Here is a 24,693-nt window from a genome sequence, read left to right on the forward strand (position 1 = left end):
CCATGCTCAAAACCACTTCCAGTCTGCCACTGACGCCGGGCGCGTCAGTCAACGGCTTCAACAAAATCCACGCCTTGCTGGTCGCGCTGCTGGTGCTCGCGCTGGCATTGCCGCTCTACATCACCAGCCCGTCGCACCAGAATCTTGCGATCCTGATCCTGATGGCGGCGCAGATCGGCGTGTCGTGGAACATCGTCGGCGGTTACGCCGGCCAGGTCTCGCTGGGCCACGTCGCGTTTTACGGTATCGGCGCTTACACCTCGGCGATCCTGTTCTCGATCTATGGCATCAATCCATGGTTTGCCATGATCGTCGGCGGCGTCCTTGCAGCCCTGGTCAGCCTGGTGATCGGCTGGTCCTGCTTCCGTCTCAAGGGCCATTACTTTGCGATGGCCACGATTGCAGTGGCGGAAATCATTCAGATCGTCTTCACCAACTGGGACTTCGCCGGTGCAGCCGTCGGTCTGACGATTCCGATGGGCGAGGGCGGTTGGGCCAACATGATCTTCGCCAGCAAGGAACCGTACTACTACATCGCGCTGGGTCTGCTGCTGATCACGCTGCTGGCCAACTTCATCATCGAACGCAGCTTCCTCGGCTATTACTTCCGCGCCATCAAGGATGAGCCGGATGCCGCGCGCAGCCTCGGTGTCAGCCTGTCCCGCTACAAGCAGATCGCGTTCGCCGTCAGCAGTTTTTTCACCGCCATGGGCGGCAGCCTGTACGCGCAGAAAGAGCTCTACATCGATCCGGCCTCGGTGCTTGGCACCGGCATGTCGATCAAGATGGCGCTGGTGGCCATCCTCGGTGGCATCGGCACCTTGTTCGGCCCGCTGGTCGGCGCCGGTCTGCTGACTGCGATCGAAGAAGGCACGCGCACCCTGTTCGGCGGCTCAGGCCGGGGCACCGATCTGATCATCTACGCCGCGCTGATCATAGTGATCGCGGTGTACTACCCGAACGGCATCCTCGGCTATTTGAAGAGCACGTTCGCACGCCGCAAAGCCGTCAAGGCGCAAGCAGAAAACGCCGCCAAGGAGGAATCCAAATGAGTCTGTTACGTGTTGAAAACGTCTACAAGAAATTCGGCGGCCTGACCGCGAACCAGGATATTTCCTTCACGGTCCAGGCCGGTGAAATCGTCGGCCTGATCGGCCCCAACGGCGCCGGCAAGACCACCATGTTCAACTGCATCGCCGGCTATTCGCCGCCGACCACGGGCGACATCTGGCTGGAGGACATGAAAATTTCCGGCATGACGCCGGAGCAATGCGCGCGTGTCGGCATCGGCCGCACCTTTCAGGTGGCACGCACCTTCACCAGCATGACCGCGCTGGAAAACGTGATGGTCGGCGTCTTCCTCAACGAGCGTGGCGTCGGTGCCGCGCGCCGCACCGCGCAGGAGCTGCTCGACTTCGTCAACCTCGGCCGCTTCGCCGACAAGCCGGCCGGCAGCATGACCATCAGCGAACAACGTCGCCTTGCCGTGGCGCGTGCGCTGGCGGTCAAACCAAAGTTGCTGCTGATGGATGAAGTCATGGCCGGTCTCAACCCGACTGAAGTGCGCGAGACCGTGGACGTCGTGCTGAAGATTCGCGACCAGGGCATTTCCTGCCTGATCGTGGAACACGTGCTGGAAGGCATCATGCCGATCGCCAACCAGATCGTGGTGCTCGACTACGGCAAGAAGATTGCCGACGGTTCGCCGCACGACGTATCCAATGATCCGCATGTGATCGCCGCTTATTTGGGAGATGAATGATGCTACAGGTGAGAAATCTGCGAGCCAGCTACGACGGCGTGTTGGCCCTGTCCAAAGTCGACATCGACGTCAAGCCGGGCAGTCTGGTGGCGCTGGTAGGCGGCAACGGCAACGGCAAATCGACCACGCTGCGTGCGATTGCCGGTCTCAACAAGGTCGACGCCGGCAGCATCGTCTTCGACAACACCGACATCGGCAAGGTGCCGCCTTTTGACCGCGTCGGTCTCGGTCTGTCGCTGGTGCCGGAAGGCCGCCGTCTGTTCGGCCGCCTGACCGTGCAGCGCAATCTGGAACTGGGTGCTTATACGCGCAGCAACAAGCACGAGATCGAAGAGTCGATCGAAGACATGTATGCGACTTTTCCGATCATCAAGGAACGCCGTCATCAGCTGGCCGGCACCATGAGCGGCGGCGAGCAGCAGATGCTGGCGATTGCGCGCGGCCTGATGGCCAAGCCGCGTCTGCTGTTGCTGGACGAGCCGTCGTGGGGTATTGCTCCCAAGTTCGTCACCAAGGTGCTCGACACGATCCAGCAAGTCAACGCCAAGGGCGTGTCGATCCTGCTGGTGGAGCAGAACCTGCACAAGGCGCTGGCGATTGCGGATTATGGCTACGTGATTCAGACCGGCCGCATCGTGATGCAAGGCACCGGCGACGAACTGCTGCACAACGAAGACATCAAGAAGGCTTACCTCGGAGGGCTGTGAGATGAGTGAAATGAAGATGAACATGGCAGTTTTTGATGATGCCTTGTCCGCTGCAGACTTACGCGCACTGTGCCGCAGCGGCGAATTTGACGGGCCGACCGCAGGCTATGCCGACAACCACGTGCAGGCCAATCTGATGATCGTGCCGAAGGAATACGCTTTCGATTTCCTCCTGTTCTGTCAGCGCAATCCCAAGCCTTGCCCGCTGGTGGAGGTGCTGGACGCCGGTGCATTTGAGCCGCGTACGGCGCCCGGTGCGGATTTGCGTACCGACCTGCCGGGCTATCGCCTCTTCGAAAACGGCGTGATGATCAAAGAAGTCGCCGACATCTCCGAATACTGGCGTGACGATCTGGTGAGCTTTCTGATCGGCTGTAGCTTCTCTTTCGAGAGCGCATTGATCGAAGGCGGCATTCCACTGCGCCACATTGAGCAGCAACGCAACGTCGCCATGTACAGAACCAATATGCCCTGCGTGCCTGCCGGGCGCTTCACCGGCAATGCGGTGGTCAGCATGCGCCCGGTCAAGAGCCGTGATGTGGCAAAGGCGGTGGAAATCACCGCCCGGCTGCCGCAAGTTCATGGTGCACCGGTACATATCGGCAATCCGCAAGCCATCGGCATCGCCGACCTGATGCGTCCCGATTTTGGCGACGCGGTCGAGATCATGGGTGACGAATTGCCGGTGTTCTGGGCCTGCGGCGTGACGCCTCAGTATGTCGCCGAACTCAGCAGGCTGCCGTTCTGCATCACGCATGCACCCGGCAAGATGTTCGTTACCGACCGGCTGAACGAATGAGGTAAGCGCAAACGACACGGCGATCAAGCATTCGCTTGATCGTCCACCAATCCCAGCGGTGGGTTCGCCTGCCAAGAACCAAGGAATTTTATGTTGACGCATAAATCCCTGTTGGAAGCGTACGTCTACGCAAAAGACAAATGCTGTCCTTCACTGATCCACGACATCTACGAGCCCAATGCGGTGCTCAGTATTTCGACCTCCGCCAGCGCGGTGGCCTTTCCGCCGCTGGTCGTGGGCGCCGAAGGCATCGCGCAGACGCTGGTGACCGATTTCGCCAAACGCTTCACGCTTTGCCGCACTTATTACATCTGCGACGAGCTGGAAGTACGCAACGGCCGCATCGAGCAATTGCCGTGGCTGGTACTGATGCGCGAAGAAGAAACCGCCTCGCTGCGCATCGGGCGCGGCTACTACAACTGGCAGCTCAATGAACATCCGGAAGAACTCTGGCGCGCCAGTGAGATGCATATCCGCATCGATCACATGATGCTCATCGCCGACATCGCCGGCGACCTGTTGCAGACGCTGCAATCGTTCTTGCCCTATCCATGGCTGCCGGCGCGTGTGCTGGATTCGTCATTCGGTTTCATCGGCGACAGCAATCCGGCGTTCGCCTTCCTGAAGGAATTCCGGAGCAACAAGTTCGAGCTGCCACGCGAGCGGCTGTCCGCTTAGTTGGCTGAGTTGGCTGAGTTGGCAGAGCAGAAAAAGAATAGCGACGCGCAGACCGCCACAGCACTGCGCGTCCGGAAGTTCTCTTTGAACGCGACAAGACAACGGCCATTGTCGTCGCCGGAGGAGAGCAGGCGCATATCGGCAAAGAGGAAGGGCGCGCACAAAGCTTGGCCGGTAAGCGGTTTTTGGGTTTGATGCAATTTCATTTAATCGGGGAGTTTCAATGAAACATAAAGTCTTGGCTGCAGCGGTGCTTGCCGCAGTCGGCATCCAGGCAGTACCTGCGCTGGCGCAATCGTCGGTCACGATCTACGGTCTGATCGATACAGGTCTGGTAGTCGAAAGCGGCGGCGCAGCAGGTCACGTCACCAAACTGACCAGCGGCATCAGCGGTGGTTCGCGCATCGGCTTCAAGGGCACGGAAGATCTGGGCGGTGGCATGTCTGCGCTGTTCCTGCTTGAAACCGGCTTCCAGAATGACACCGGTGCATTGGGTCAGGGCGGTTTGCTGTTCGGCCGTCAAAGCTATGTCGGTCTGGGTGGCGGCTTCGGTACGGTGACAGCCGGTCGCCAGTACACGCCGCAATACCTCGTGCTGTCGGCTGTCGATCCTTTTGGCACCGGTTACGCCGGCGATGCTGCCAACCTGATGCCGAACACCGGCAACGGTGCCAGCCGTATGGACAACACCGTCAAGTACGCTTCGCCGAGTTTTGGTGGCGTGACAGGTGAACTGGCTTACGGCTTCGGCGAAACTGCCGGCAGCACCAAAGCCGCCAGCCAGATCGGCGCAGCCATCGGCTATGCCAATGGTCCGTTGTATGTCCGCCTGGGTTTTCATGGCCGCAACAACGACACGACCACGACTGAAACAGGATCGGGCCGCAGCACGCTGCTGGGCGCAACCTACAACTTCGGTCCGGTCAAGCTGCATGGCGCCTACGGCATCAACAAGGGCCTCAACAGCTCGCCGCTGCGCAACACGACCAATCCTTACGGCACCAGCGCCATCGTCGCCTCCACCGACAGTGCCGACATGCTGGTTGGCGTGACCGTTCCGTTTGGCGCGCAGCATACCTTCCTGGCGTCTTACATCCACAAGGATGACAAGACCAGGCTGAACCAGGATGCGGATCAGTTCGCTCTGGGCTATCGCTACGCGATGTCCAAACGCACCGACCTGTATGCCATGTACGCCCACATCAAGAACAAGAACGGTGCGCCTTACACCGTTGGCAGTTCGATTGAAGCGGGCAGCGGCAACAGCGCCTGGAATATGGGTATCCGCCACACGTTCTAGGCGTCTCTCCGGAAGCAGCGTGGTGTGGATGAATGGTTCCTGGAAAAACACTCATCCGCCGATGCCGCTCTCCGGGCCTGATTGCCGGCGGCTTTGAGAATCGTTGACCTGCCTGGCCGGTATCCAGGCAGGTGAATAGATTCTTTCTTGAGGAAAGCCGCCGGCCAGGTGAGTTCTACGCATCTCTGCAGTTGTGAATCATGAAACATGAGGGGTAGCAAATGAAAAAACTGACTCACCTGAAAATAGGACAACGCCTGGGCCTCGGCTTCGGCACCGTCATTCTGCTGATGCTGGCGCTGACCGTGATCGGCGTGTACCGCCTGAACCAGATCAACGGCAACATTCGCAGCATCGCCAACGATTACTATCCGCGCACCGTGATGGCGAACACCGTCAAGGGGGCGCTCGACGAGACTGCACGCAGCATGCGCAACCTGCTGTTCATGAGCACCGTCGATGAGATCAAGGGCGAGCTGGATGCCATTGCACGTGCTGGCGGCACCATCGACGACACACTCAAACGCCTCGCGAAGGACACTCGCTCCGCTGAAGGAAAGCGCATGCTCGACGCGGTCAACGCTGCGCGCACGCAATACACGCCGGTACTCAACAACTTTCTGGCGGCAGTCAAGGATGGCCAGGTCGAGCAGGCACGAGATCTGATTCTGCCGGAGATCGCGCCTTATCAGGTTGCCTACTTCAAGGCCTTGGACAATCTGATCACTTTTCAGGGGCGCGGCATGGAACAGGCCGGGCAAGAGGCCGAGCAGGTATCCGGCGCAGCCAGCGTGCTGATGATCGCCATGGCCAGCATCGCCACCTTGCTTGCCGTGCTGGTCGGCTACTCGGTCATGCGCAGCATCACGCGACCGCTCAATGCCGCCATCAATATCGCCGAACGTGTTGCCGGCGGTGACTTGTCGGTGCGTGTTGAAAGTACGTCGCAGGACGAAACCGGCAAGCTGTTGGCGGCGCTGCAAAACATGCGCGACGGCCTGGTCAGCGCCGTGATGCAGGTGCGAGACGGCTCCGATGCGATTTCGGTCGCCGCGCGCGAAATCGCCGACGGCAACGCCAATCTGTCGGCACGCACCGAGCTGCAAGCCAGCACGCTGGAAGAGACGGCCAGTTCCATGCTGGAGCTGACCGACGCCGTCAACCACAACGCCGACAATGCACGTCAGGCTAACCAACTGGTGCTGAACGCGTCGCAGGTCGCGATGCAAGGCGGCAAGGTGGTCACGCAAGTCGTCAGCACCATGAAGGAAATCAAGGATAGTTCGCGTCAGATCGTCGAGATCATCGGCGTCATCGACGGCATTGCTTTCCAGACCAATATTCTGGCGCTGAACGCCGCAGTCGAAGCAGCCCGAGCCGGTGAGCAGGGCCGCGGTTTTGCGGTGGTGGCCGCAGAAGTACGCGGGCTGGCGCAACGCAGCGCCTCGGCAGCGAAAGAAATTGCCGGTCTGATCCAGAACTCAGTCAAGAAGGTCGACGCCGGCAGCGAACTGGTGGACGCCGCCGGCAACACCATGCAAGACATCGTGCGCAGTGTCAAACATGTCGCCGACATCATGGTGGAAATTTCTGCTGCCAGCGAAGAACAGAGCGCCGGGATTCGCCAGATCAACGACGCCATCGAGCAGATCGACGATATGACGCAACAGAACTCAGCGCTGGTGGAGCAGGCCGCCGCCGCGGCGCAAAGCATGCACGATCAGTCGGTGGCGCTGGGTCACGCCGTGGCGATCTTCAAGACTGACCTGGGCAGTGAATCTGCCGCGGATAGCAATGCGCCGGTGGAACTCAAGACGCTGGAAATTCCGGACGGCGGCAAGCGCGGTTTGTTGCGCATGGCGTCCGCGCGTCGCCTGCATGGTTGATGCAGACCGGTCCATTTTTTGACAACACAGACTGAACATTCACTATGCCGACCGACAAGAAAAACGTGAGGGCTGGCGCAAAGACCAGTGTAAAGGCTAACTTCGCCCAGCCAGGAAACAGCCCCAGGGTACCTATCGTGTCTTCGTTGCACCTCGCCTCGGGGAGAAGCAAGGAATTGAGCGAATTCGAATTCGGCATGATCATCGCCAACAATGCCTTCAATCGTTGGATCGTACGTTGCATCTCCGCCGCCGGCATGAAGGATATGACGCCCACTGACGTATTGGTGCTGCATCACATCAATCACCGCGCGCGTGAAAAGAAGCTTGCCGATATCGCCTTCATTCTCAATATAGAAGACGCCCACATCGTCAACTATTCACTCAAGAAGCTGCACGCGCAGGGCCTCGTCAATACCGAACGGCGCGGCAAGGAAGTCCTGTATTCGACCAACGAGGCGGGGCAGGATTTGTGCAAACGCTACTACGAAATACGTGAGCGCCTGCTGGTGTCCGGTTTGACGGGCGACGATGCGGAAAGCTTCGAGTTGGCCGAACTGGCGCGCTTTCTGCGAATCCTTTCCGGCTTGTACGAACAGGCGGCGCGTTCTGCGACGTCGATGTAGCGGTGCACCGAGCCGGCCAGTCCTGTCAGTTGTTGATGAGTTTCAGGATACGCTGCGCCAGCGCTTCTATCGTCGTGGCGCTGTCGATATTGGTAAAGCCAAGCAACAATCCCGGTTGCACCTGATGTTGGACAGAACGTTGCGACAGCGTGTGTGCATACATGCCGTCCTTGCGCATGGCTTCCGCCAGCGGCTTGTCTGAACGCCGTCCGCGCATGCGCAAAATCATGTGCATGCCGCCGGGTTGGGAATCGACGCGCAGGTATTTTCCCAGCAGGCTGTCCACTCCTTCTACAGCGACCTTGCGCCGCTCGCCATAGAGCTTGCGCATGCGTTGCACGTGGCGCGCAAAATGGCCGTCGGCAATGAAGTCGGCGACGATGCTTTGCGTCAGCGCCGGACTGCCGCTGAACATGGTCTGGCTGACGGCGGCGAAGCGCTCTATTTGCGATGCCGGCACCACCAGATACGCCAGCCGGATACCCGGAAACAACACCTTGCTGAAGGTGCCTGCGTAGAGCACGCGTCCATCGCGGTCCAGACTCTGCAGCGCAGGCAGAGGGCGACCGACATAGCGGTACTCGCCGTCATAGTCGTCTTCCACGATCCAGGCATTGGCGCGCGTGGCCCAGTCGAGCAAGGCAAAGCGGCGTTGCAATGACAGCGACACGCAGAGCGGACTCTGATGCGCCGGTGTGACGATGGCGGCACGTGCACGCGGCGCAGCCTGCACACCCAACTCAACCTGAATGCCCTCGCCATCGACCGGTACCGGCACCGGTGTTACACCCGCCTGCATCAGCGCCTGTCCGGTCGGCATATAGCCGGGATCTTCCGTCCATACCTTGTCGCCTGCCTTGAACAGGGCGCCTGTAATCAATTGCAGCGTCTCACGATAGCCGGACGTGACGAACACCTGTTCAGGCGTGCACGCCACACCACGCGACAATTGCAGATAGGTGGCGATTTCATTGCGCAGCGCGGCGACGCCGGCATACGGCGGATAAGTCATGTCGCGCTGCGCAGTGGCGCGTATCGTACGTGCCGCCAGCCGCGACCAGAGCTTGCGCGGAAAAGCATCGAGCGCAGGTAATCCCATCTGAAATGGCAGCGGCAGTGGCTGTGATGCAGTCAGAGGGAGTGCCGGTGCGGCATTCGCCGAGACAGCGGTGTTGCTGCGTACCGGCGGCACGATTTTGCCGGCGTGAGGATGTACGCCGGGCTTCAATCCCAGTGTCACGATGGTGCCGGCCTGGCCGCGTGTCTCGACATAACCCTCTGCACTGAGCAGTGAATAGGCTGCTTCGATGGTGCCGCGCGCGACGCCGAGTTCTTCCGCCAGCGCCCGGGCCGAGGGGATGCGGTCGCCGGGTTTGAGCAACTGGTCGGCGATGGCATTGCGAAAACGCGTATAGATCTGCCGGTAAAAAGGCTCGCCGGACGAAAGATGCAGCGGCAACAGATCACGCAGTGAGGATTTAATCATGGACTAGTCCATATGTTATTTCTTGGATCTGTGCATTATGCCATCGGATCATTAAGATGCAGGCTCGATTAGTTTGTGCTGGAAGGAGAGCAAGCATGCAACAGAACCGCGATGTCGTGGATCAATCAGTGGAATCAGCGAAATCAGCAGCAGCATCAGCAGCAGCGTCAGGCGGCGATGTCTTGCGCCACGCCGATACCCAGGAATCCCTGCGAGCCTGTTACGCAGTGATGAAGCAGTTGCGGCCGCACTTGAAGAGCGAAGAAGATTTCCTCGAACGCATTGCGCGTCAGCAGACGCAGACCTACCGTCTGCTGGCGGCATGGGAAGACGGACAGGCGGTGGCGCTGGCCGGCTATCGGTTTCAGGAGAATCTGGTGTATGGCAAGTTTCTCTACGTCGATGACCTGGTCACTGCGGAAACCGCACGCGGCAATCGCTGGGGCGCACGCTTGCTGGATGCGCTGACGGTCGTCGCAGAGCAGGCGGGATGCATGAGGCTGGTGCTCGATACCGGGTTGGGCAATGCACTGGCGCAGCGTTTCTATTTCCGCCAGGGATTGCTGACCAGCTCGATGCGTTTCGGCAAACCGATCAACCCAATGAAGGCAATCGTCTGAGCGCGGTATTCGTCATTATTTTTTAGAAGGAATGTTTCATGAAATTGTTTCACGTTGATGCCAGCGCCAAGCGCGAATGGTCCAATTCGCGCGCCTTGTCGCGTCACTTTATCGACCTGCTGAAGCAGCAGCGCCCGGACGTCGAGGTGGATTATCTCGACGTCAGCGTGGATACGCCGGCACACGTCGATGAGCTCTTTACCGTAGCCACTTACACACCCGAAGCGGATCGCACGCCAGCCATGAAGCAGGCGCTGGAAGCCTCCGACGCCTTGTGTGCACGACTGCTGGCGGCAGACGCCTACGTATTTGCCATGCCGATGTACAACTTCTCGATGCCGTCATCCTTCAAGGCCTTCATCGACAACATCGTACGCACCAATCTGACTTACAAGATTGGTGAAGACGGCAGCTACGTCGGGCAGCTGGCGGACAAGGTATTGTTCATCACCACGCGCGGCGCGGATCTGCGTCCCGGCACGCCCTTCAGCGCGATGGATGCGCTGACGCCGGCATTGCGTGCAGCCTTCGGCTTCATGGGCGTTGCCGCCCCGACTTTTGTCGATGCGCAGCCGCTGACCTTCAGCGCCGCCGAAGAGCGCGAAGCGGCGCTGGTGCGCGCCAAAGCCGAACTGGCGGCAGTTGCCGGACAGTGGGCTGCGGCCTGAAGAACTGAAAAGTTGAATTCAGATGACGCTTGAAGTGCATGTCTGAAGTGTGTCAAATAAAAACGGCGAACACTTGGTGTCCGCCGTTTTTTTTATAGCGTCAATGAATGCTTAAGCCTGACTCTGGCTTATGGTTTGCTCAGGATTTTGCAAACGCCAGCAGATCGGCGTTCAGTTTGTCCTTGTGCGTATCGGTCAGGCCATGGGGTGCGCCCGGATAGACGATGAGCTTGGCGTTCTTTACGATCTTGGCCGACATCATGCCCGCTGCTGCGATCGGTACCACCTGGTCGTCGTCGCCGTGGATGACCAGCGTCGGCACGTCGAACTTCTTCAGATCTGCGGTGAAGTCAGTTTCCGAGAACGCCTTGATGCAGTCATAGGTATTCTTGTGGCCGCCTTGCATGCCTTGCGCCCAGAACCAGTCGATCAGACCTTGCGACACCTTGGCGCCCGGACGGTTGAAGTTGAAGAACGGGCCTGCTGCCAGATCCTTGTACAGTTGCGCGCGATTGGCGAGCGATGCGGCGCGGATGCCGTCGAACACCTCAATGGGCAGACCGCCCGGATTGGATGCAGTCTTCAGCATTTGTGGCGGCACCGACGACACCAGCGCAGCCTTGGCAACGCGTTTGGTGCCATGGCGGCCGATGTAGCGGGCGACTTCGCCGCCGCCGGTGGAGAAGCCGATCATGATCATGTTCTTCAGATCCAGCGCTTCGACCAGTCCTGCGAGGTCGTCCGCGTAGGTGTCCATGTCGTTGCCTGTCCATGGCTGGCTCGAACGCCCGTGGCCGCGGCGGTCATGCGCAATGACGCGGAAACCGTTCGACGCCAGATGCAGCATTTGCGATTCCCAGCTATCCGAGCTCAGCGGCCAGCCGTGGCTGAACACCACCGGTTGGCCCGAACCCCAGTCCTTGTAATAGATCTGGGTGCCGTCTTTGGTGACGAAGGTGCTTTCAGTGAGGCCTGCTTTGAGGTGTTTATGTGCGGAAGCTTTCTTGTCGGCGGCGAACGATGCGGTCGGCAGTACGGCGGCTGCAACGAGGCTCGCACCCTTCAAGGCGTTGCGGCGGGAGTTGCTGATTGCTGAATCTTGCTGATCTTTGGACATGATTTTTCTCTTGTGTTGTGATGAGGGGAGGAGATGATTTGCATCGACTGCAATTGCTATTTTTGTTGCTCTTTTGTCTCGCCCGATTCTTCTTCGGCATGCCGGAATCTGACGTGATGGTAGAAGCCGTCATCAGTAAAAACAATTATCTGAAGGTATAGTCCGGAGCAGAAATGTGCGTATCCCATCTCTGCACCCGGCGTATTCGACTTGGGTTCAAACTGGTTTTGGCAATTCGTTCGGACGCAGGTCGAACACCAGCAATTCCGCCTGTTCTCCCTCGCTCAATTGCAGCAAGGTCTCGTTGCGGATGCGGGCGCCATCGCCTTCGTCAAACTGCACGCCGTTGATCTTGATCTTGCCGCGAGCGACGTGGACATAGGCATAGCGGTCTGCCGCAAGAGTCAGCGTCGCGGTTTCCGCGCCGTCGAACAGCCCCGCGTAGACCGTGGCGTCCTGATAGACCGACAGCGAACCGTCCTTGCCGTCCGGCGAAATGATCCGGCGCAGCTTGCCGCGTTTTTCTTCCTCGCTGAAATGCACTTGCTGATAGCGGGGCGGCACGCCGCGCACGTTCGGTACGATCCAGATCTGCAGGAAATGCACCGGTTCGTCCTTCGAGTGGTTGTATTCGCTATGGCTCACACCGGTGCCGGCGCTCATCATCTGCACATCGCCGGGACGGATCACTGAACCGGTACCCATCGAATCCTGATGCGCCAGCGCACCTTCCAGAACATAGGAAAAAATCTCCATGTCGCGGTGTGGATGCGTACCGAAGCCCTGGTTTTTTGTCACGCGGTCGTCGTTGATGACGAGCAGGTCCGAGAAGCCTTGTTGCTTCGGATCGCGATAGTGGCCGAACGAAAAGGTGTGATGTGAATGCAGCCAGCCGTGATCGGCGATGCCGCGTTGGTTTGCTTTGCGTAGTTCGATCATGATGTGCGCCTTTTCAGTTTTGATTCAGTTTTAGTTCGATTAAATTCAGCAAGTTTTTCGCCGGACTGCTCTCACGTTGCAAGCTTGCTTGTCTGTGTGATCGCGCCATGGAAAGAAGTTTGCACGTTTCAGAGATGCTTCGGATTGAAGATTTTGTGTTCTAATGATCGAAATTTTCGATCAAGTGGAATTGGGGAGAATCGCCATGCTCAAACTCAGTCTGGAAGCCATCGAACTGGTAGATGCCATCGACCGTTACGGTTCCTTTGCGGCGGCATCCGAGCGGCTGCACAAGGTGCCGTCGACCATCTCCTACGCCATCAACAAACTGGAAGAACAACTGGGCCTGGCCTTGTTTTTGCGGCAAGGGCAGCGTGTGCATCTCACCGCGGCAGGGCGGGAGTTGCTCAAAGAAGGGCGCTGGCTGGTCATTGCGGCTGCCGAGCTGGAATCGCGTCTGCGCCAGATCGCCACCGGCTTCGAGTCAGAGTTTCGGCTGGTGCACGACTCGCTGATTGCAACCGATTCGTTCACCAAAGATATTTGCGCCTTTGAGGATCTGCACTGCGGCACCCGCTTGCGTATCGCCTGCGAAACCTTGATGGGAACCTGGGAAGCCTTGCGCGACGGCCGCGCCGACATGATCGTTGCTGCGGGCGATGGTCCGGCCGGCGGCGGTTACCGTGCGGTTGAAGTGGGCAAGCTGGCGTTTGTGTTTTGCGTGGCCCCCACGCACCCGCTGGCAAAGCTGGGCCGTGCCGTGACGCGGGCGGATCTGCTGGAGCACAATGCCATCGTGGTCGGCGATGGTGCACGCACCATCTCGGATCGCACCATCGGCCTGCTGGCCGGGCAGAAGCGCATCACCGTCCCATCAATGTCGGCCAAGATAGCTTGCCAGCTGGCGGCCATCGGCCACGGATTTCTGCCGCGCGCCTGTATCCGCAAGGAGTTGGCGAGTGGCGCACTGGTCGAGGTGGAGTCGGAAGAGTCGCGCCCCGACGAGTCCTTCTGGCTGGCGTGGAAGCCGGAAGCGATGGGGGAAGCGAAGAAATGGTGGTTGCAGCGCCTGCAAAGACAGCTGATACCGGATATCCTCTTGCGCTGAAGCAAAAACAAATGCGCAGGCGGTATCAGAACAGGTGCAGGTATCAGTCTTGCTTGCAATTGCCTGTGATAAATCATGATGTGGCGCCGGCGCATATTTCATGACCGGTCGCGATAGGCCGCGACTGTCAACCCGTAAATGTGATTGCCCCTGTGTTTCATTCCCGGAGAAAGGTGCTGACCATGCAAGCTACGTTCATCAATGGTGCGACCCCACCAACTGCTCCGGTTCGCGCGAAGGACTCTCTGGGTTGTGTCGCCAGCAAGTTGCACAAGGATCAGGAACTGCATGGCGGCGGCATCGCCTTCTACCGCAAGCATGTCGAGGCGACACAAACCTCGCAAGTGGCGACTTCGGCATCGGACCGCGGCTTTCTGGTCGGTATCTCGATGTCCGACGGACATCGTCGCAGCATATTCCGTGGCAAGCAGGCATCGCGGCATGACTTCACCGCAGGCGCAGTGTACGTGCGCGATTTCTCCGAAGACTATCGCGCCGATCTGCATGGCGGATTCGATTTCTTGTTGTGTGAGCTGCCGCGTGTCTTTCTTGAGCGTGTCGGCGAGGGCGTCAGCAGCCTGCGCGTCAATGGACTGAAGACTGTGACCGGGCAACGCGATCCGGTGCTGGCGCATCTGGCGCAGGCCCTTGCACCGGCATTGGCCCGGCCGGGTGAGGCCAGCATGCTGTTTGTCGATCAACTGGGGACGGCGATCGGCACCTATCTGATTCAACACTATGGCGGCGCGAAGCTTGCAATGCAGAGCAAGAGCCGCAGCTTGTCGCGCATGCATGAAGAACGCGCCAAGCAGATGTTGATGAACAAGGTGCGAGGAAACATCTCCGTCGCCGAGATCGCCAAAGAGTGCAATATGTCGGGCAGTTATTTTCTGCGCGCCTTCAAGGCGACGACCGGATACACGCCGCATCAATGGCTGCTCACGCAGCGCGTACAGCAGGCGCGTGAGCTATTGCTGCATTCCGGCCTGCCGCTGGCCGAGATTGCCATCGTTTGCCACTTCTCGGATCAAAGCCACTTCAGCCGTGTTTTTTCGCAGTTGATGGGAACGTCGCCCGGCAACTGGCGGCGTAATGCGCAAGGCTAGAGCCGTTCGCCGAGGGATGTTTATTGTTCCGGCGCTGGCGCCGGAGCAAGCGGCAGCTCGAACCAGAAGGTGCTGCCGAACGGCTGCCTGACTGCCGCTTGCAATCGTCCACGGTGCGTCTCGATGATCGAGCGGCAAATCGCCAGTCCCATGCCCATGCCGTTTTTCTTCGTCGTATAGAAGGCATCAAAGACGCGTTCAGCCGCGTCGGCAGCGATGCCTTCTCCTGTGTCCGCAATGATCACCTTGATGAACTTGTCATTGCCATCGCGGCCTGCGTGTGCCGATGATATTGACAGCATGCGTGCACGCGTTGCTATCTCCGCCATGGCTTCGATGGCGTTGATCACCAGATTCAGCAGCACTTGCTGAATCTGCACGAAGTCGCCAATCACATACAGGTTCTCTTGTGTCAGATTGAGTACCAGCGAGATGCCGTGGCGCTCGATTTCGCTGCGTGAGATCGCCAGAATATGGCGTATCGCCGCATTCAGGTTGATCCGCTCGAAAACCGGCTCGGTATTGCGCGTAAGCCGTTGCAGACTCTGGATCATGTCGCCTGCGCGTTGTCCTTCAGCGACGATGTCGTACAAACCGGCGCGGGCGTTTTCCAGATGCATGGGAGTGCGGTCAAGCCAGCGCAGGCTGGCGCCGGCGTTGGAGACAATCGACATCAGCGGCTGGTTGATTTCATGTGCGATAGAGGCCGTCAGTTGTCCGACGGTCGTGGCGCGTGATACCCGCGCCAGGTCGGCCTGGGCAACGCGCAGGGCATCTTCCGCATGACGCCGGCTGGTGATGTCGGTGGCGGTGCCGACATATTCGGTAAACTTGCCGTCGACATAGAACGGCTTGCCGATGCCGGAGATGTAGCGCACTTCGCCGCTCTTGCGGCAGATGCGGTGTTCCACACGAATGACGCCGCCGACGGCAACCGCCGCTTCGACGGTGTCAAGCACGCTATGGCGGTCATCCGGATGCAGCAGGGCCGAGAATTCCTCGTAAGTAATGACGTCCTTGCCGGCTTCGAGCGCGTAGATGCGGCACAGCTCGGCGGAACAGTACATCAATCCTTCTTCCAGTACATAACGCATGCTGCCGATATGGTTGAACTGCTCGCCTTGTACCAGCGAGGTCTGACTGGCTCTTAATGCCTTCTCTGCTGCTTTGCGCTGGGCGTTTTCAGCCAGCAGGGCAGCATACAGCCGGGCGGTCTCCAGCGAGATTGCCGCCTGCGAAGCCAGCAGCTGCAGGATTTGCGTGTGTTCGACGGTAAAGGCGTCGGGCAGCACCCGGTTTTCCAGATAGAGCGCGCCGACCACACGGGCCTGCTTCAGCATCGGCACGCAGATGGCGTTGAAACGCGCGGTCTGCGCTTGTCCGTTTGTCTGCGAGTTTGTTTGAAATGCACGGCTGTTCAGACCGGGCTGAAATGTTTGCAGCACGCCATCGTCGCCGGCATAGACCTGATGGCCGGTGTTGAGCGCCTTATCCAGCATGACCAGCGGCATGTCGGCTTCCGTTACCGTCGTATGCCGCAGGTTGACCGTAATGCCTGATGTGGTGGTGCGTGCACAGGCATCGATATACGGGACCTGTTCGTCGAGGCGGATCAGCAGGCCGCGCTCAGCACCGACGTGTTCCAGGGTGACTGACATGATGATTTGCATCAATTCATCCAGCCGGATTTCTTCGGACAGCGCGCGCGCTGCCCGTACGGCACTTTCCAGGTCTCGGATATTCGCAGTCTCGGACTGCGGCTGTATATCCTCGCTGCGCGGCAGCGACGCCATCGCCTCAGGGAAGCGATGCGCCAGCTGTGCCGCCAGTTCCGGCGCATCAAATTTCTTGTAGGCGCGGCGCGCCGATTTGAGATGCGCGAGCAGTGAGGTCGGCAGGCTCTGTTTCCGGCAAACCTCCGCCGCCAGTGCATGCGCGATACCGGCGTAGTGCCACAGCTGACTTTCTTCCGCACGGCTTGCTGCCTGTTCGTAATGTCGCAGCGCCGTGGTGGTGTCAGCGTTCAGGCGGGCAATCTCTCCCAGCAGGATGGTGGTCTGTACGGACAAGACCGGTGTACTGGCGACGCTGGGAAAGAAAATCTTTTCGCAGTGTTGCGTCAGAGCGTGCCTTCGCTGCTCTTCTTGAGCAGGAGCGGTAGCGCCGGCGGCGAGAATGAGGGCGCTGAAAAAATGAAACTCGGCGTGCAGCTCCGACAGCTGTTGGGACTCCGCCACCGCAGCCATGCATGCGCCGGCCTGGGTATATTCTCCTGCGTGATAGTGCAGTACCGCCTCGTGCATCCGGTTCTTTGCTTGCGCAGCGGCAGAGGTGATCAACAGCGAGGCGTGTTCCGCGCCGTAAAGAGGTGCAGGGGCCAAGGATGCGGTGGGGATGTCGCTGCGGGCAGCGTCGCCGTCTTTTGCTTCTTCAGACAATACGTATTTGCAGTACTCCAGGTCAGCGTGCAATTGCGCTGCATCCTGATAGCGCCGCTCGGGGTTCTTTTCCAGCAGACGCATCACGATGTTCGACAGCATCTCGGGTATCGCATCGCTCAGCAGATGCGGAGCCACAGCTTCGGAGGCGATATGGAAATGTATCCATTCGGTGGTATCGCTTTCGACGCCGCTGATGCCGAAAGGAAGATGCCCTGTCAGCAGGCGATAAAAGATGACGCCCAGCGAATAGAGATCGCTGCGCGCGTCGATGGACCGGTGCGTCCGGCCACTGTGTTCGGGTGACATATAGGCCAGTTCCCCGCACAGCAGTGGGACGGCAGTGTCATCGTCGCCCGATATCTCCTTGCCGGTAGCGGCAAGGCCGAAGCCGCCGATCTTTACCCTGAAATGTGAGGCTTCATCGACAGTCGTGTCGATACCGATAAAAAAGCAGGCAGGATTGACGTTGCGGTGGATCAGGCCGTGGACGTGCATGGATTCCATCACACGCGCCAGCTTTGGCGCCAGCTTGATGAAACATGCCGTCGTCAGTGCGTGCGGAGCAACTTTGTCCAGCGACAGGATATCGGCGTCATCGTACAAGAGCACCATGGCGCCGGCGCCGACCACCGAGCCGGTCGGTTTGAGCGCCCATGCGCCGTCAATGCTGCTGCATAGCGCCAGTTCGTTGCGCAACTGGCGCGCCGCCATGTCGGCCAGCGCATCGGACTTTGCTCTGGCAATCGTCAGCGGATGCGAGTGGGCGTCGGGACGTGCATTTTGCCGCCATGCCCGCAGGTAAGCTACGGCACCGGTCTCGCTGACGGGCGCGTAGGAATAATCGGTAATGCGAAACCGTAACTCGGCATCGCCGGCCGCCGGTATCGCAATGTTGTCCAGAGACAGGGGGCGCGGCTTGGTCACTCTTGTTCTCCGGAGTGTGCAACGACGCGTTTTATATAGGTCAACAAAATATCGGCATTGATAGGTTTGCACAAAAACGCTACCGCGCCCAACGCGATTGCACGCGCTCGTTCTGCCGGAGAGGCGTTGCCGGAAATAAAGATCGCAGGCAGGGTAATCTGCAAGCCAGTCAGATGTTGCTTCAGCTCAAAGCCGCTCATCGCGCTGAGACGAACGTCCATGATGGCGCATCTGGCTGTACGCAGGCAGTCACCGGCGAGAAATGCTTCGGCAGACTCGAAGCAGCAGGTCGCATAGCCGGCGGAATGGAGCAGGTTACTCAAGGCGGCCCTGACAGCATCGTCGTCGTCGATGACGGCGATCAGCGGTTGCGCTGCATGGTGATGCCCCCGATGCTCCCGATGCTCCCCATTGTGCATAGTGCCCCCGCCGCGCAGATTTCTTGGAAAAGCACGATTGTAGCGACAAATCTTGGGAAGGAAATTTTCTTCCCCTTCAGTCATCACGGCCAATCGTGCGGTCTTGTATCCGGAAGCCGTTGTCGGGAAAGCAGGCGCTTTGTTATTGTCGACCTTGTCGATTGGGGGCGCCTGACCGTCTCACTCTTGTTGTTGTCTCGCGGGTGTTGTTACCTTGATTCCCGGTGCCTGATCACTTCTTTCCGCCGGTTTTTGCCGCATCGGAATCCTTGGGTGGCGTGCCCGTGATCTTGGGCACGCATTCGCTGCGGAACCATGCCGCCGTCAGCGGCTCGCCGGACAACTTGCGCCTGACGGCAGGTACAAGCTGCTCACCGATCAGCATGCCTAATAGGCCGAGCAAGGCAACAATAGGAGGCGCTGGTGAGCGGACCTCCAGCAGGAAGTAGACGACGCCTGCCAGCACGCCCATCAACAAAGAGATCAGATAAGGTTTCATAGGGTTCTCCTGAAATGCTGTATCAGCCTGAAATCAGCCAGAAAACCAATGACGCAGCATCGGTAGCAGCGGTTCGCCCAGCACCATGCCCAGCAGGCCGATCAGGGCGATGCCAGGCGGCGCGGGCGAGCGGACCTTGAACAGCGCGTACATGACGCCGATCAGTATTCCAGCGCCCAGCGATAAAAGATAAATTGTCATGATCTGCACATATCCTGCATGAACTCAAAATTCAACCACATCTGCCGGTCAGACTACAACCGGCAGACGCTACAGCAGCTATATTGTTGTGCTTACTTGGCTGGAATCGGCGCCAGCGTCTTGTGGTTGCCGACGTCGCGTGCCGGGGCCTTGTGCACCATGGTGTAGGCATAATCCACACCCATGCCGTAGGCACCGGAATGTTCACGCACGATGTCCATGACGGCGTTATAGGATTCCTTGCGCGCCCAGTCGCGTTGCCATTCCAGCATCACCTGTTGCCAGGTCACCGGCACTACGCCGGCCTGGATCATGCGCTGCATGGCGTAGTCGTGCGCTTCCTTCGAGGTACCGCCGGAGGCATCGGCCACCATGTAGATTTCGTAGCCGCCTTCAGCCATCGCACACAGCGCAAAGCTGTTGTTGCAGACTTCCGTCCACAGGCCGGAGACCACGACTTTTTTCTTGCCGTTGGCGGCCAGTGCATCGCGCACTTTCTGGTCGTCCCAGGAGTTCATCGACGAACGTTCCAGGATGTCGCTGTCGGGAAAGACGTTGAGCAGTTCAGGATAGGTGTGGCCGGAGAAGCTCTCTGTTTCGACGGTCGTGATGATGGTCGGAATACCGAACACCTTGGCAGCCTTGGCCAGCGCGACGGTATTGTTCTTGAGCACCTGGCGGTCCATCGATTGCACGCCGAAAGCCATTTGCGGCTGTTGGTCGATGAAGATCATCTGGCAATTGGTCGGGGTCAATACTTCGAGTTTCGGGTTCGTCATGTCAAATCCTTGGTGAGGTGGGTGAGGCAGGGAGTGCGGTGTCGCCGACGATGGCCGCTCATGGCAACAGAACAAGATAGTGAGCGGCAAGTTTGCTTGCAAGGCTGTCAACAGGAGGTGATCCGAAAGCGCACTGTGCGCCTGTCTGAGTCGGATCTGCCATCATGGAGCGCATCATAGGTCGTAAAAAACCGGCTCGCCATTATCTGTTTGTATAGCTAGACGCCGCTTTCGCGATTTTGCACACTCCTTCCATTCTTTCTTGATCCCGATCTGCGTGTCCGACGTTGACAAACGATGGAAAACGCGGCTCCCGGGACCATGCCATCGCACCGTCAGGAGCCCGTCATGACCGCAGCTGCCACACCCGATCTCATCCTCATCAACGGCAAGTTTCACACCGTCGATCGTCAGAACCCCATCGCCTCCGCCGTCGCCATCAGCGATGGCAAATTCGTCGAAGTCGGCGACGCCGAATCCGTCATGCGCCATCAGAAGGCCGACACCAAGGTCATCGATCTCGGTGGACGCACGGTCGTGCCGGGCCTCAACGACTCGCACCTGCATCTGATCCGCGGCGGCCTGAACTACAACCTGGAATTGCGCTGGGAAGGCGTTCCTTCCGTCGTCGATGCACTGCGCATGCTGAAGACGCAGGCTGATCGCACACCACACCCGCAATGGGTGCGCGTGGTCGGCGGTTGGACAGAGTTCCAGTTCGCCGAGCGCCGCATGCCGACCATTGAAGAACTCAATCTCGCCGCACCCGACACCCCGGTTTTCGTGCTGCATCTGTATGACCGCGCCTTGCTCAATCGCGCTGCGTTGCAGGCCGTGGGTTACACCAAAGACACGCCGAACCCGCCCGGCGGCGAAATCCAGCGCGACAAGGCCGGCAATCCGACCGGCATGCTGATCGCGCGGCCGAACGCGATGATCCTGTACGCGACGCTGGCCAAGGGGCCGACATTGCCGCTCGACTATCAGGTCAACTCGACGCGCCAGTTCATGCGTGAACTCAATCGTCTCGGCCTGACCAGCGCCATCGATGCGGGTGGTGGCTTCCAGAACTATCCGGAAGACTACGCCGTGGTCGATCAATTGGCCAAAGACGGACAACTCACCCTGCGTATCGCCTACAACCTGTTCACCCAACGCAAGGGCGCGGAGCTGGAAGATTTTCAGAAATGGACTGACATGGTCTCGCCGGGCACAGGCGACGACTTTTATCGCCACAACGGCGCCGGTGAAATGCTGGTGTTCTCGGCAGCCGATTTTGAAGACTTCCTCGAGCCGCGTCCCGATCTGGCGCCGGGTATGGAGGACGAGCTGGAGCGCGTGGTGCGTCATCTGGTCAGCAACCGCTGGCCATTCCGCCTGCATGCCACCTATGACGAATCGATCGAGCGCATGCTCAACGTCTTTGAAAAGGTCAATCGTGAGATTCCCTTCGACGGCTTGCACTGGATGTTTGACCATGCAGAAACCATCAGTACCAAAAACATCGAACGCGTACGCGCACTCGGCGGCGGTATCGCGATCCAGCATCGCATGGCGTTTCAGGGGGAATATTTCACCGAGCGCTACGGTGCGGACGCCGCCAGCCATACGCCGCCGGTGGCCAAGATGCTGGAGATGGGTGTGCCTGTCGGCGGCGGCACCGACGCCACCCGCGTGGCCAGCTACAACCCGTGGACAGCGCTGTATTGGCTGGTGTCGGGCCGCACCGTCGGCGGCATGAAGCTGTACGACACTGCCGGTCGCCTGCCGCGCGAAACCGCCATCGAACTGTGGACCGCCGGCAGCGCCTGGTTCTCCAGCGAGCAAGACAAGAAGGGCCGCATCAAGGCCGGGCAGCTGGCCGACATGGCGGTGCTGAGCAAGGATTTCTTCAGCGTCCATGAAGACGACATCAAGGCGATCGAGTCTGTCATGACCATCGTCGGCGGCAAGGTGGTGTACGCCGACGAAGAGTTTTCTTCACACGGCCCGGCACCGATTCCGGTATTGCCGGACTGGTCGCCGGTCTCGCTGGTGCCGGGACATTATCGTCCGGTGGCGAAAGCCAAGGCAAAGGCGGCAGCACTGCCGCATGCCTGCGCCGGTTCCTGCGGTGTGCATGGTCACTCACACGATACGGCGCGCGGTTCATCGGTGCCGGTTTCCAATTACGCCGGCTTTTGGGGCGCTCTCGGTTGCAGCTGCTTTGCCTTCTGACATCATGACTAAAAATAAATCTCTCCTGCAGTCTCTTCTGTTCGCCCCACAGATCGATCTGGGTTTGCTGTTCCTGCGCGTGGCGGGCAGCTTCATGCTGTTCTACGTTCACGGCTTGCCCAAGATTCTGCATTTCAGCAGCGAGCTGACGAAGATCGAAGATCCCTTCGGCTTCGGTCCGCAGCTCAGTTTGTGGGCCGCCATCCTCGCGGAATTCATCTGCCCGATTCTGATCGCCGCAGGTTTGTTCACACGTCTGGCGTGCCTGCCCATCATCGGCGTGCTGCTGATCGCTATGCTGGCGGTGCATCCGGACTGGAGCATTCCGGAAGGGCAGTTCGGCTGGCTGCTGCTGGTGATATTTATCTCCATCGCGCTATGCGGCCCCGGTCGCTGGCGTTTGTTGTCATCCGGTGAAAGTGTCAAAGCGTCTTGAGCGCCGGAATACTTTTTTATCTCGCCCGGTATCCGGGCAATAACGTAATTATCTAAAGGAGCAACACCATGGCTACAATTACTACGCGCGACGGCACGGAAATCTACTTCAAGGATTGGGGGAAGGGACAGCCGGTGATTTTCAGCCATGGCTGGCCGCTGGACGCCGACATGTGGGAATACCAGATGAATTTCCTGGCGGAAAAGGGCTATCGCGTGATCGCCTATGACCGTCGTGGTTTTGGCCGTTCGAGCCAGCCATGGGACGGTTACAACTACGACACCTTCGCCGACGACCTGGCGGAACTGATCGAAGCACTGGATCTGAAAGAAGCCGTGCTGGTGGGTTTCTCCATGGGTGGCGGCGATGTGGCGCGCTATATCGGCCGCCATGGCGTCAAGCGTTTGTCCAAGGCCGTTCTGGTCGGCGCCGTGACACCGATCTTCATCAAGACCGACAATCATCCGGAAGGCGTGCCGAAGGAAGTGTTCGACGGCATCAAGGATGGTCTGCGTGCCGACCGCGCGCAGTTCCTCAGCGACTTCAGTTCAGTCTTCTACGGCACCAACCGTCCTGACAGCAAGGTCTCCGCCGGCGTTCTGGCGCAGACGCTCAACATCGCACTGCTGGCATCGCTCAAGGGCACCATCGATTGCGTCACTGCGTTTTCCGAAACCGACTTCCGCGAAGATATGAAGAAATTCACTTTGCCGACGCTGGTGATCCATGGCGACGACGACCAGGTCGTTCCACTGGAAGCAACTGGCAAGCTTGCAGCCGCCGCGGTGCCGGGTTCGCAACTCAAGGTCTATCCGGGCGCGCCGCATGCGCTGTGCTTTACCCACAAGGATCAGCTGAACCTGGATCTGCTCGGCTTCCTGCAAGCGCGATAGGAATCGGTATGGACAAGAAAGCTGTCAAACAAGATGTCAAAAAACGACGCATGGCGCCGCTGGCGACACCCAGCGCCTTGTCTGCGCAGGCAACGAAGGATATCTCAGGCGGGCTGAACATCCTGCTGGCGGATATCTTCGCCTTGTATATGAAGACCAAGAACTTCCACTGGCATATGTCCGGCCCGTATTTCCGCGACTACCATCTGCTGCTGGACGATCAGGCCAATCAGATACTGGCGATCACCGATCCTGTGGCGGAACGCGTGCGCAAGATCGGCGGCACCACGCTGCGCTCGGCAGGGCAGATCTGCGACCTGCAACGGCTGTCCGATAACGAGAGCGACTATGTCACGCCTGCCGACATGCTGGCCGAGCTGCACCAGGACAACATGCGGCTGGTCAGCTATATGCGCGCCACGCACGGTGTCTGCGATGAGCATGGCGACGTCGCGACCGCGAGTTTGCTGGAGAACTGGATAGACGAGGCGGAGCAGCGCGCGTGGTTCCTGTTCGAGTCTGGACGGCACAGCTGAAGTAAGAGGGGGCTTGAGGGGGAAAGCGCGTCTGTTACAGGCGCGCTTTTTTATTGCTCGTTACGAATGCATCAGGAATGCATCGTGGATTCCACTACGGCTTGGCGGGACGGGCCAGTCGCCCCAGCGCCAGACGCAGTCCGCCATGAACCATCGTGGTGTCGGGTGAATCGTGCAACACCGCCAGATACTTTTGCCTGAACTCCGGCTGGCTCGCTTCGGCCGGCCCGATCAGGCCTTCCACCGCCTGCTTGAAGGCTGTGACCGCAGCATCGTCGATCGGCTCTTTGTCGTCCAGCCGCTCGTCCAGCGCCACCATGAATTCCGACAGAATACGCAGCCACGCGAAATCAGGATGCATCGTCACCAGTTGCAGGTGTTCGAAAGGATTGCCAACATCGCCAAAGTTCTTCGACTGATGATCGATCAGCTGTTTGTGCATCTTGCGCAGTTCCTTGGCGAGTTGCTCAAGTTGCGAACGGTTGCTGGTGTCGTCGTTGACGCTCATGGGATCTTTCTGATAAATGTAGTAGGGGCGTCGCCGGA

The 24,693-nt window shown here is 59.1% G+C and carries 26 protein-coding genes; 16 read left to right on the plus strand and 10 right to left on the minus strand.

The features are described from left to right. The first annotated feature begins 2 nt into the window (after positions 1-2). The 5 genes from hmeg3_RS05240 to hmeg3_RS05260 all read left to right on the plus strand — a co-directional run bounded on the left by hmeg3_RS05240 (position 3) and on the right by hmeg3_RS05260 (position 3,946). Positions 3-1,052 (plus strand): branched-chain amino acid ABC transporter permease, encoded by a 1,050-nt coding sequence (locus hmeg3_RS05240; RefSeq protein ID WP_094562809.1) that lies wholly within the window; start codon positions 3-5, stop codon positions 1,050-1,052. Further along, on the plus strand, positions 1,049-1,762 hold the full coding sequence (locus tag hmeg3_RS05245) for an ABC transporter ATP-binding protein (protein WP_094562810.1): 714 nt from the start codon (positions 1,049-1,051) through the stop codon (positions 1,760-1,762). The genes hmeg3_RS05240 and hmeg3_RS05245 overlap by 4 nt, the downstream gene beginning before the upstream one ends. Next, positions 1,762-2,469 carry an ABC transporter ATP-binding protein gene (locus hmeg3_RS05250; protein WP_094562811.1) on the plus strand — a complete coding sequence of 236 codons (708 nt, stop codon included), beginning with the start codon at positions 1,762-1,764 and terminating at the stop codon, positions 2,467-2,469. Before hmeg3_RS05245 ends, hmeg3_RS05250 begins: the two co-directional genes overlap by 1 nt. Before the next feature lie 16 nt (positions 2,470-2,485). Next, on the plus strand, positions 2,486-3,268 hold the full coding sequence (locus hmeg3_RS05255) for a putative hydro-lyase (protein WP_094566146.1): 783 nt from the start codon (positions 2,486-2,488) through the stop codon (positions 3,266-3,268). 90 nt (positions 3,269-3,358) lie between these two features. Beyond that, a complete protein-coding gene (locus hmeg3_RS05260) occupies positions 3,359-3,946 on the plus strand; it encodes a hypothetical protein (RefSeq protein ID WP_094562812.1) in 588 nt (195 codons plus the stop codon). Here hmeg3_RS05260 and hmeg3_RS05265 read toward each other — a convergent pair. Further along, positions 3,943-4,152, minus strand: a complete 210-nt coding sequence (locus hmeg3_RS05265; RefSeq protein WP_094562813.1) for a hypothetical protein — start codon at positions 4,150-4,152, stop codon at positions 3,943-3,945. The two genes, hmeg3_RS05260 and hmeg3_RS05265, sit on opposite strands and share 4 nt — an antisense overlap. Before the next feature lie 17 nt (positions 4,153-4,169). On the opposite strand from hmeg3_RS05265, the gene hmeg3_RS05270 reads away from it, so the two are divergent. From hmeg3_RS05270 to hmeg3_RS05280, 3 genes are all read left to right on the plus strand, one after another. After that, positions 4,170-5,246 (plus strand): porin, encoded by a 1,077-nt coding sequence (locus hmeg3_RS05270; protein WP_094562814.1) that lies wholly within the window; start codon positions 4,170-4,172, stop codon positions 5,244-5,246. 221 nt (positions 5,247-5,467) lie between these two features. Continuing rightward, positions 5,468-7,132, plus strand: coding sequence for a methyl-accepting chemotaxis protein (locus hmeg3_RS05275; protein WP_094562815.1), 1,665 nt, complete (start codon positions 5,468-5,470; stop codon positions 7,130-7,132). A 44-nt stretch (positions 7,133-7,176) separates the two neighbouring features. Then, positions 7,177-7,758, plus strand: coding sequence for a winged helix DNA-binding protein (locus tag hmeg3_RS05280; RefSeq protein ID WP_094562816.1), 582 nt, complete (start codon positions 7,177-7,179; stop codon positions 7,756-7,758). A gap of 25 nt (positions 7,759-7,783) precedes the next feature. Here the strand turns inward: hmeg3_RS05280 and hmeg3_RS05285 are convergent, their stop codons facing one another. Beyond that, the gene (locus hmeg3_RS05285; protein WP_094562817.1) at positions 7,784-9,244 is read right to left on the minus strand and encodes a PLP-dependent aminotransferase family protein; all 1,461 of its coding nucleotides are present in this window, start codon (positions 9,242-9,244) and stop codon (positions 7,784-7,786) included. Between the two features lie 95 nt (positions 9,245-9,339). Between hmeg3_RS05285 and hmeg3_RS05290 the strand changes: the two genes are divergently transcribed. Together hmeg3_RS05290 and hmeg3_RS05295 are read left to right on the plus strand one after the other, a co-directional pair. Then, positions 9,340-9,864 carry a GNAT family N-acetyltransferase gene (locus hmeg3_RS05290; protein WP_369828858.1) on the plus strand — a complete coding sequence of 175 codons (525 nt, stop codon included), beginning with the start codon at positions 9,340-9,342 and terminating at the stop codon, positions 9,862-9,864. A 38-nt stretch (positions 9,865-9,902) separates the two neighbouring features. After that, positions 9,903-10,532, plus strand: a complete 630-nt coding sequence (locus hmeg3_RS05295; RefSeq protein WP_094562818.1) for an FMN-dependent NADH-azoreductase — start codon at positions 9,903-9,905, stop codon at positions 10,530-10,532. Between the two features lie 139 nt (positions 10,533-10,671). On the opposite strand, the gene hmeg3_RS05300 is transcribed toward hmeg3_RS05295, so the two are convergent. Together hmeg3_RS05300 and hmeg3_RS05305 are read right to left on the minus strand one after the other, a co-directional pair. Next, positions 10,672-11,649 carry an alpha/beta fold hydrolase gene (locus hmeg3_RS05300; RefSeq protein WP_094562819.1) on the minus strand — a complete coding sequence of 326 codons (978 nt, stop codon included), beginning with the start codon at positions 11,647-11,649 and terminating at the stop codon, positions 10,672-10,674. Positions 11,650-11,865: 216 nt separating this feature from the next. Then, positions 11,866-12,588 carry a pirin family protein gene (locus tag hmeg3_RS05305; RefSeq protein WP_094562820.1) on the minus strand — a complete coding sequence of 241 codons (723 nt, stop codon included), beginning with the start codon at positions 12,586-12,588 and terminating at the stop codon, positions 11,866-11,868. Between the two features lie 205 nt (positions 12,589-12,793). On the opposite strand from hmeg3_RS05305, the gene hmeg3_RS05310 reads away from it, so the two are divergent. Then, positions 12,794-13,696 carry a LysR family transcriptional regulator gene (locus hmeg3_RS05310; protein WP_094566148.1) on the plus strand — a complete coding sequence of 301 codons (903 nt, stop codon included), beginning with the start codon at positions 12,794-12,796 and terminating at the stop codon, positions 13,694-13,696. Positions 13,697-13,878: 182 nt separating this feature from the next. After that, the gene (locus tag hmeg3_RS05315) at positions 13,879-14,802 is read left to right on the plus strand and encodes an AraC family transcriptional regulator (protein WP_094566149.1); all 924 of its coding nucleotides are present in this window, start codon (positions 13,879-13,881) and stop codon (positions 14,800-14,802) included. A 20-nt stretch (positions 14,803-14,822) separates the two neighbouring features. Here hmeg3_RS05315 and hmeg3_RS05320 read toward each other — a convergent pair whose 3' ends face one another. The 5 genes from hmeg3_RS05320 to hmeg3_RS05340 all read right to left on the minus strand — a co-directional run bounded on the left by hmeg3_RS05320 (position 14,823) and on the right by hmeg3_RS05340 (position 20,065). Then, entirely contained in the window at positions 14,823-18,167 is a 3,345-nt protein-coding gene (locus hmeg3_RS05320) for an ATP-binding protein (RefSeq protein WP_094562821.1), read from the minus strand. Then, on the minus strand, positions 18,164-18,586 hold the full coding sequence (locus tag hmeg3_RS05325; RefSeq protein ID WP_094562822.1) for a response regulator transcription factor: 423 nt from the start codon (positions 18,584-18,586) through the stop codon (positions 18,164-18,166). The genes hmeg3_RS05320 and hmeg3_RS05325 overlap by 4 nt, the downstream gene beginning before the upstream one ends. Before the next feature lie 232 nt (positions 18,587-18,818). Further along, complete coding sequence (locus hmeg3_RS05330) at positions 18,819-19,085, minus strand: DUF1427 family protein (protein ID WP_094562823.1); 267 nt, start codon at positions 19,083-19,085, stop codon at positions 18,819-18,821. A 33-nt stretch (positions 19,086-19,118) separates the two neighbouring features. Further along, positions 19,119-19,286, minus strand: a complete 168-nt coding sequence (locus tag hmeg3_RS05335) for a DUF1427 family protein (RefSeq protein ID WP_094562824.1) — start codon at positions 19,284-19,286, stop codon at positions 19,119-19,121. Between the two features lie 92 nt (positions 19,287-19,378). Further along, entirely contained in the window at positions 19,379-20,065 is a 687-nt protein-coding gene (locus tag hmeg3_RS05340) for a hydrolase (RefSeq protein WP_094562825.1), read from the minus strand. 348 nt (positions 20,066-20,413) lie between these two features. On the opposite strand from hmeg3_RS05340, the gene hmeg3_RS05345 reads away from it, so the two are divergent. The 4 genes from hmeg3_RS05345 (at position 20,414) to hmeg3_RS05360 (ending at position 24,147) form a co-directional block, all read left to right on the plus strand. Further along, on the plus strand, positions 20,414-22,282 hold the full coding sequence (locus hmeg3_RS05345) for an amidohydrolase (RefSeq protein ID WP_094562826.1): 1,869 nt from the start codon (positions 20,414-20,416) through the stop codon (positions 22,280-22,282). Between the two features lie 4 nt (positions 22,283-22,286). Continuing rightward, the gene (locus tag hmeg3_RS05350; protein ID WP_094566150.1) at positions 22,287-22,718 is read left to right on the plus strand and encodes a DoxX family protein; all 432 of its coding nucleotides are present in this window, start codon (positions 22,287-22,289) and stop codon (positions 22,716-22,718) included. A gap of 68 nt (positions 22,719-22,786) precedes the next feature. Continuing rightward, positions 22,787-23,611, plus strand: coding sequence for an alpha/beta fold hydrolase (locus hmeg3_RS05355; protein ID WP_094562827.1), 825 nt, complete (start codon positions 22,787-22,789; stop codon positions 23,609-23,611). A gap of 8 nt (positions 23,612-23,619) precedes the next feature. Continuing rightward, positions 23,620-24,147: a Dps family protein gene (locus tag hmeg3_RS05360; RefSeq protein ID WP_232511879.1), complete on the plus strand. Its 528-nt coding sequence runs from the start codon at positions 23,620-23,622 to the stop codon at positions 24,145-24,147. Positions 24,148-24,241: 94 nt separating this feature from the next. Here the strand turns inward: hmeg3_RS05360 and hmeg3_RS05365 are convergent, their stop codons facing one another. Continuing rightward, on the minus strand, positions 24,242-24,655 hold the full coding sequence (locus tag hmeg3_RS05365; protein WP_094562828.1) for a hypothetical protein: 414 nt from the start codon (positions 24,653-24,655) through the stop codon (positions 24,242-24,244). Positions 24,656-24,693 lie beyond the last annotated feature (38 nt).

Source organism: Herbaspirillum sp. meg3, assembly GCF_002257565.1.
GTDB lineage: Bacteria > Pseudomonadota > Gammaproteobacteria > Burkholderiales > Burkholderiaceae_D > Herbaspirillum.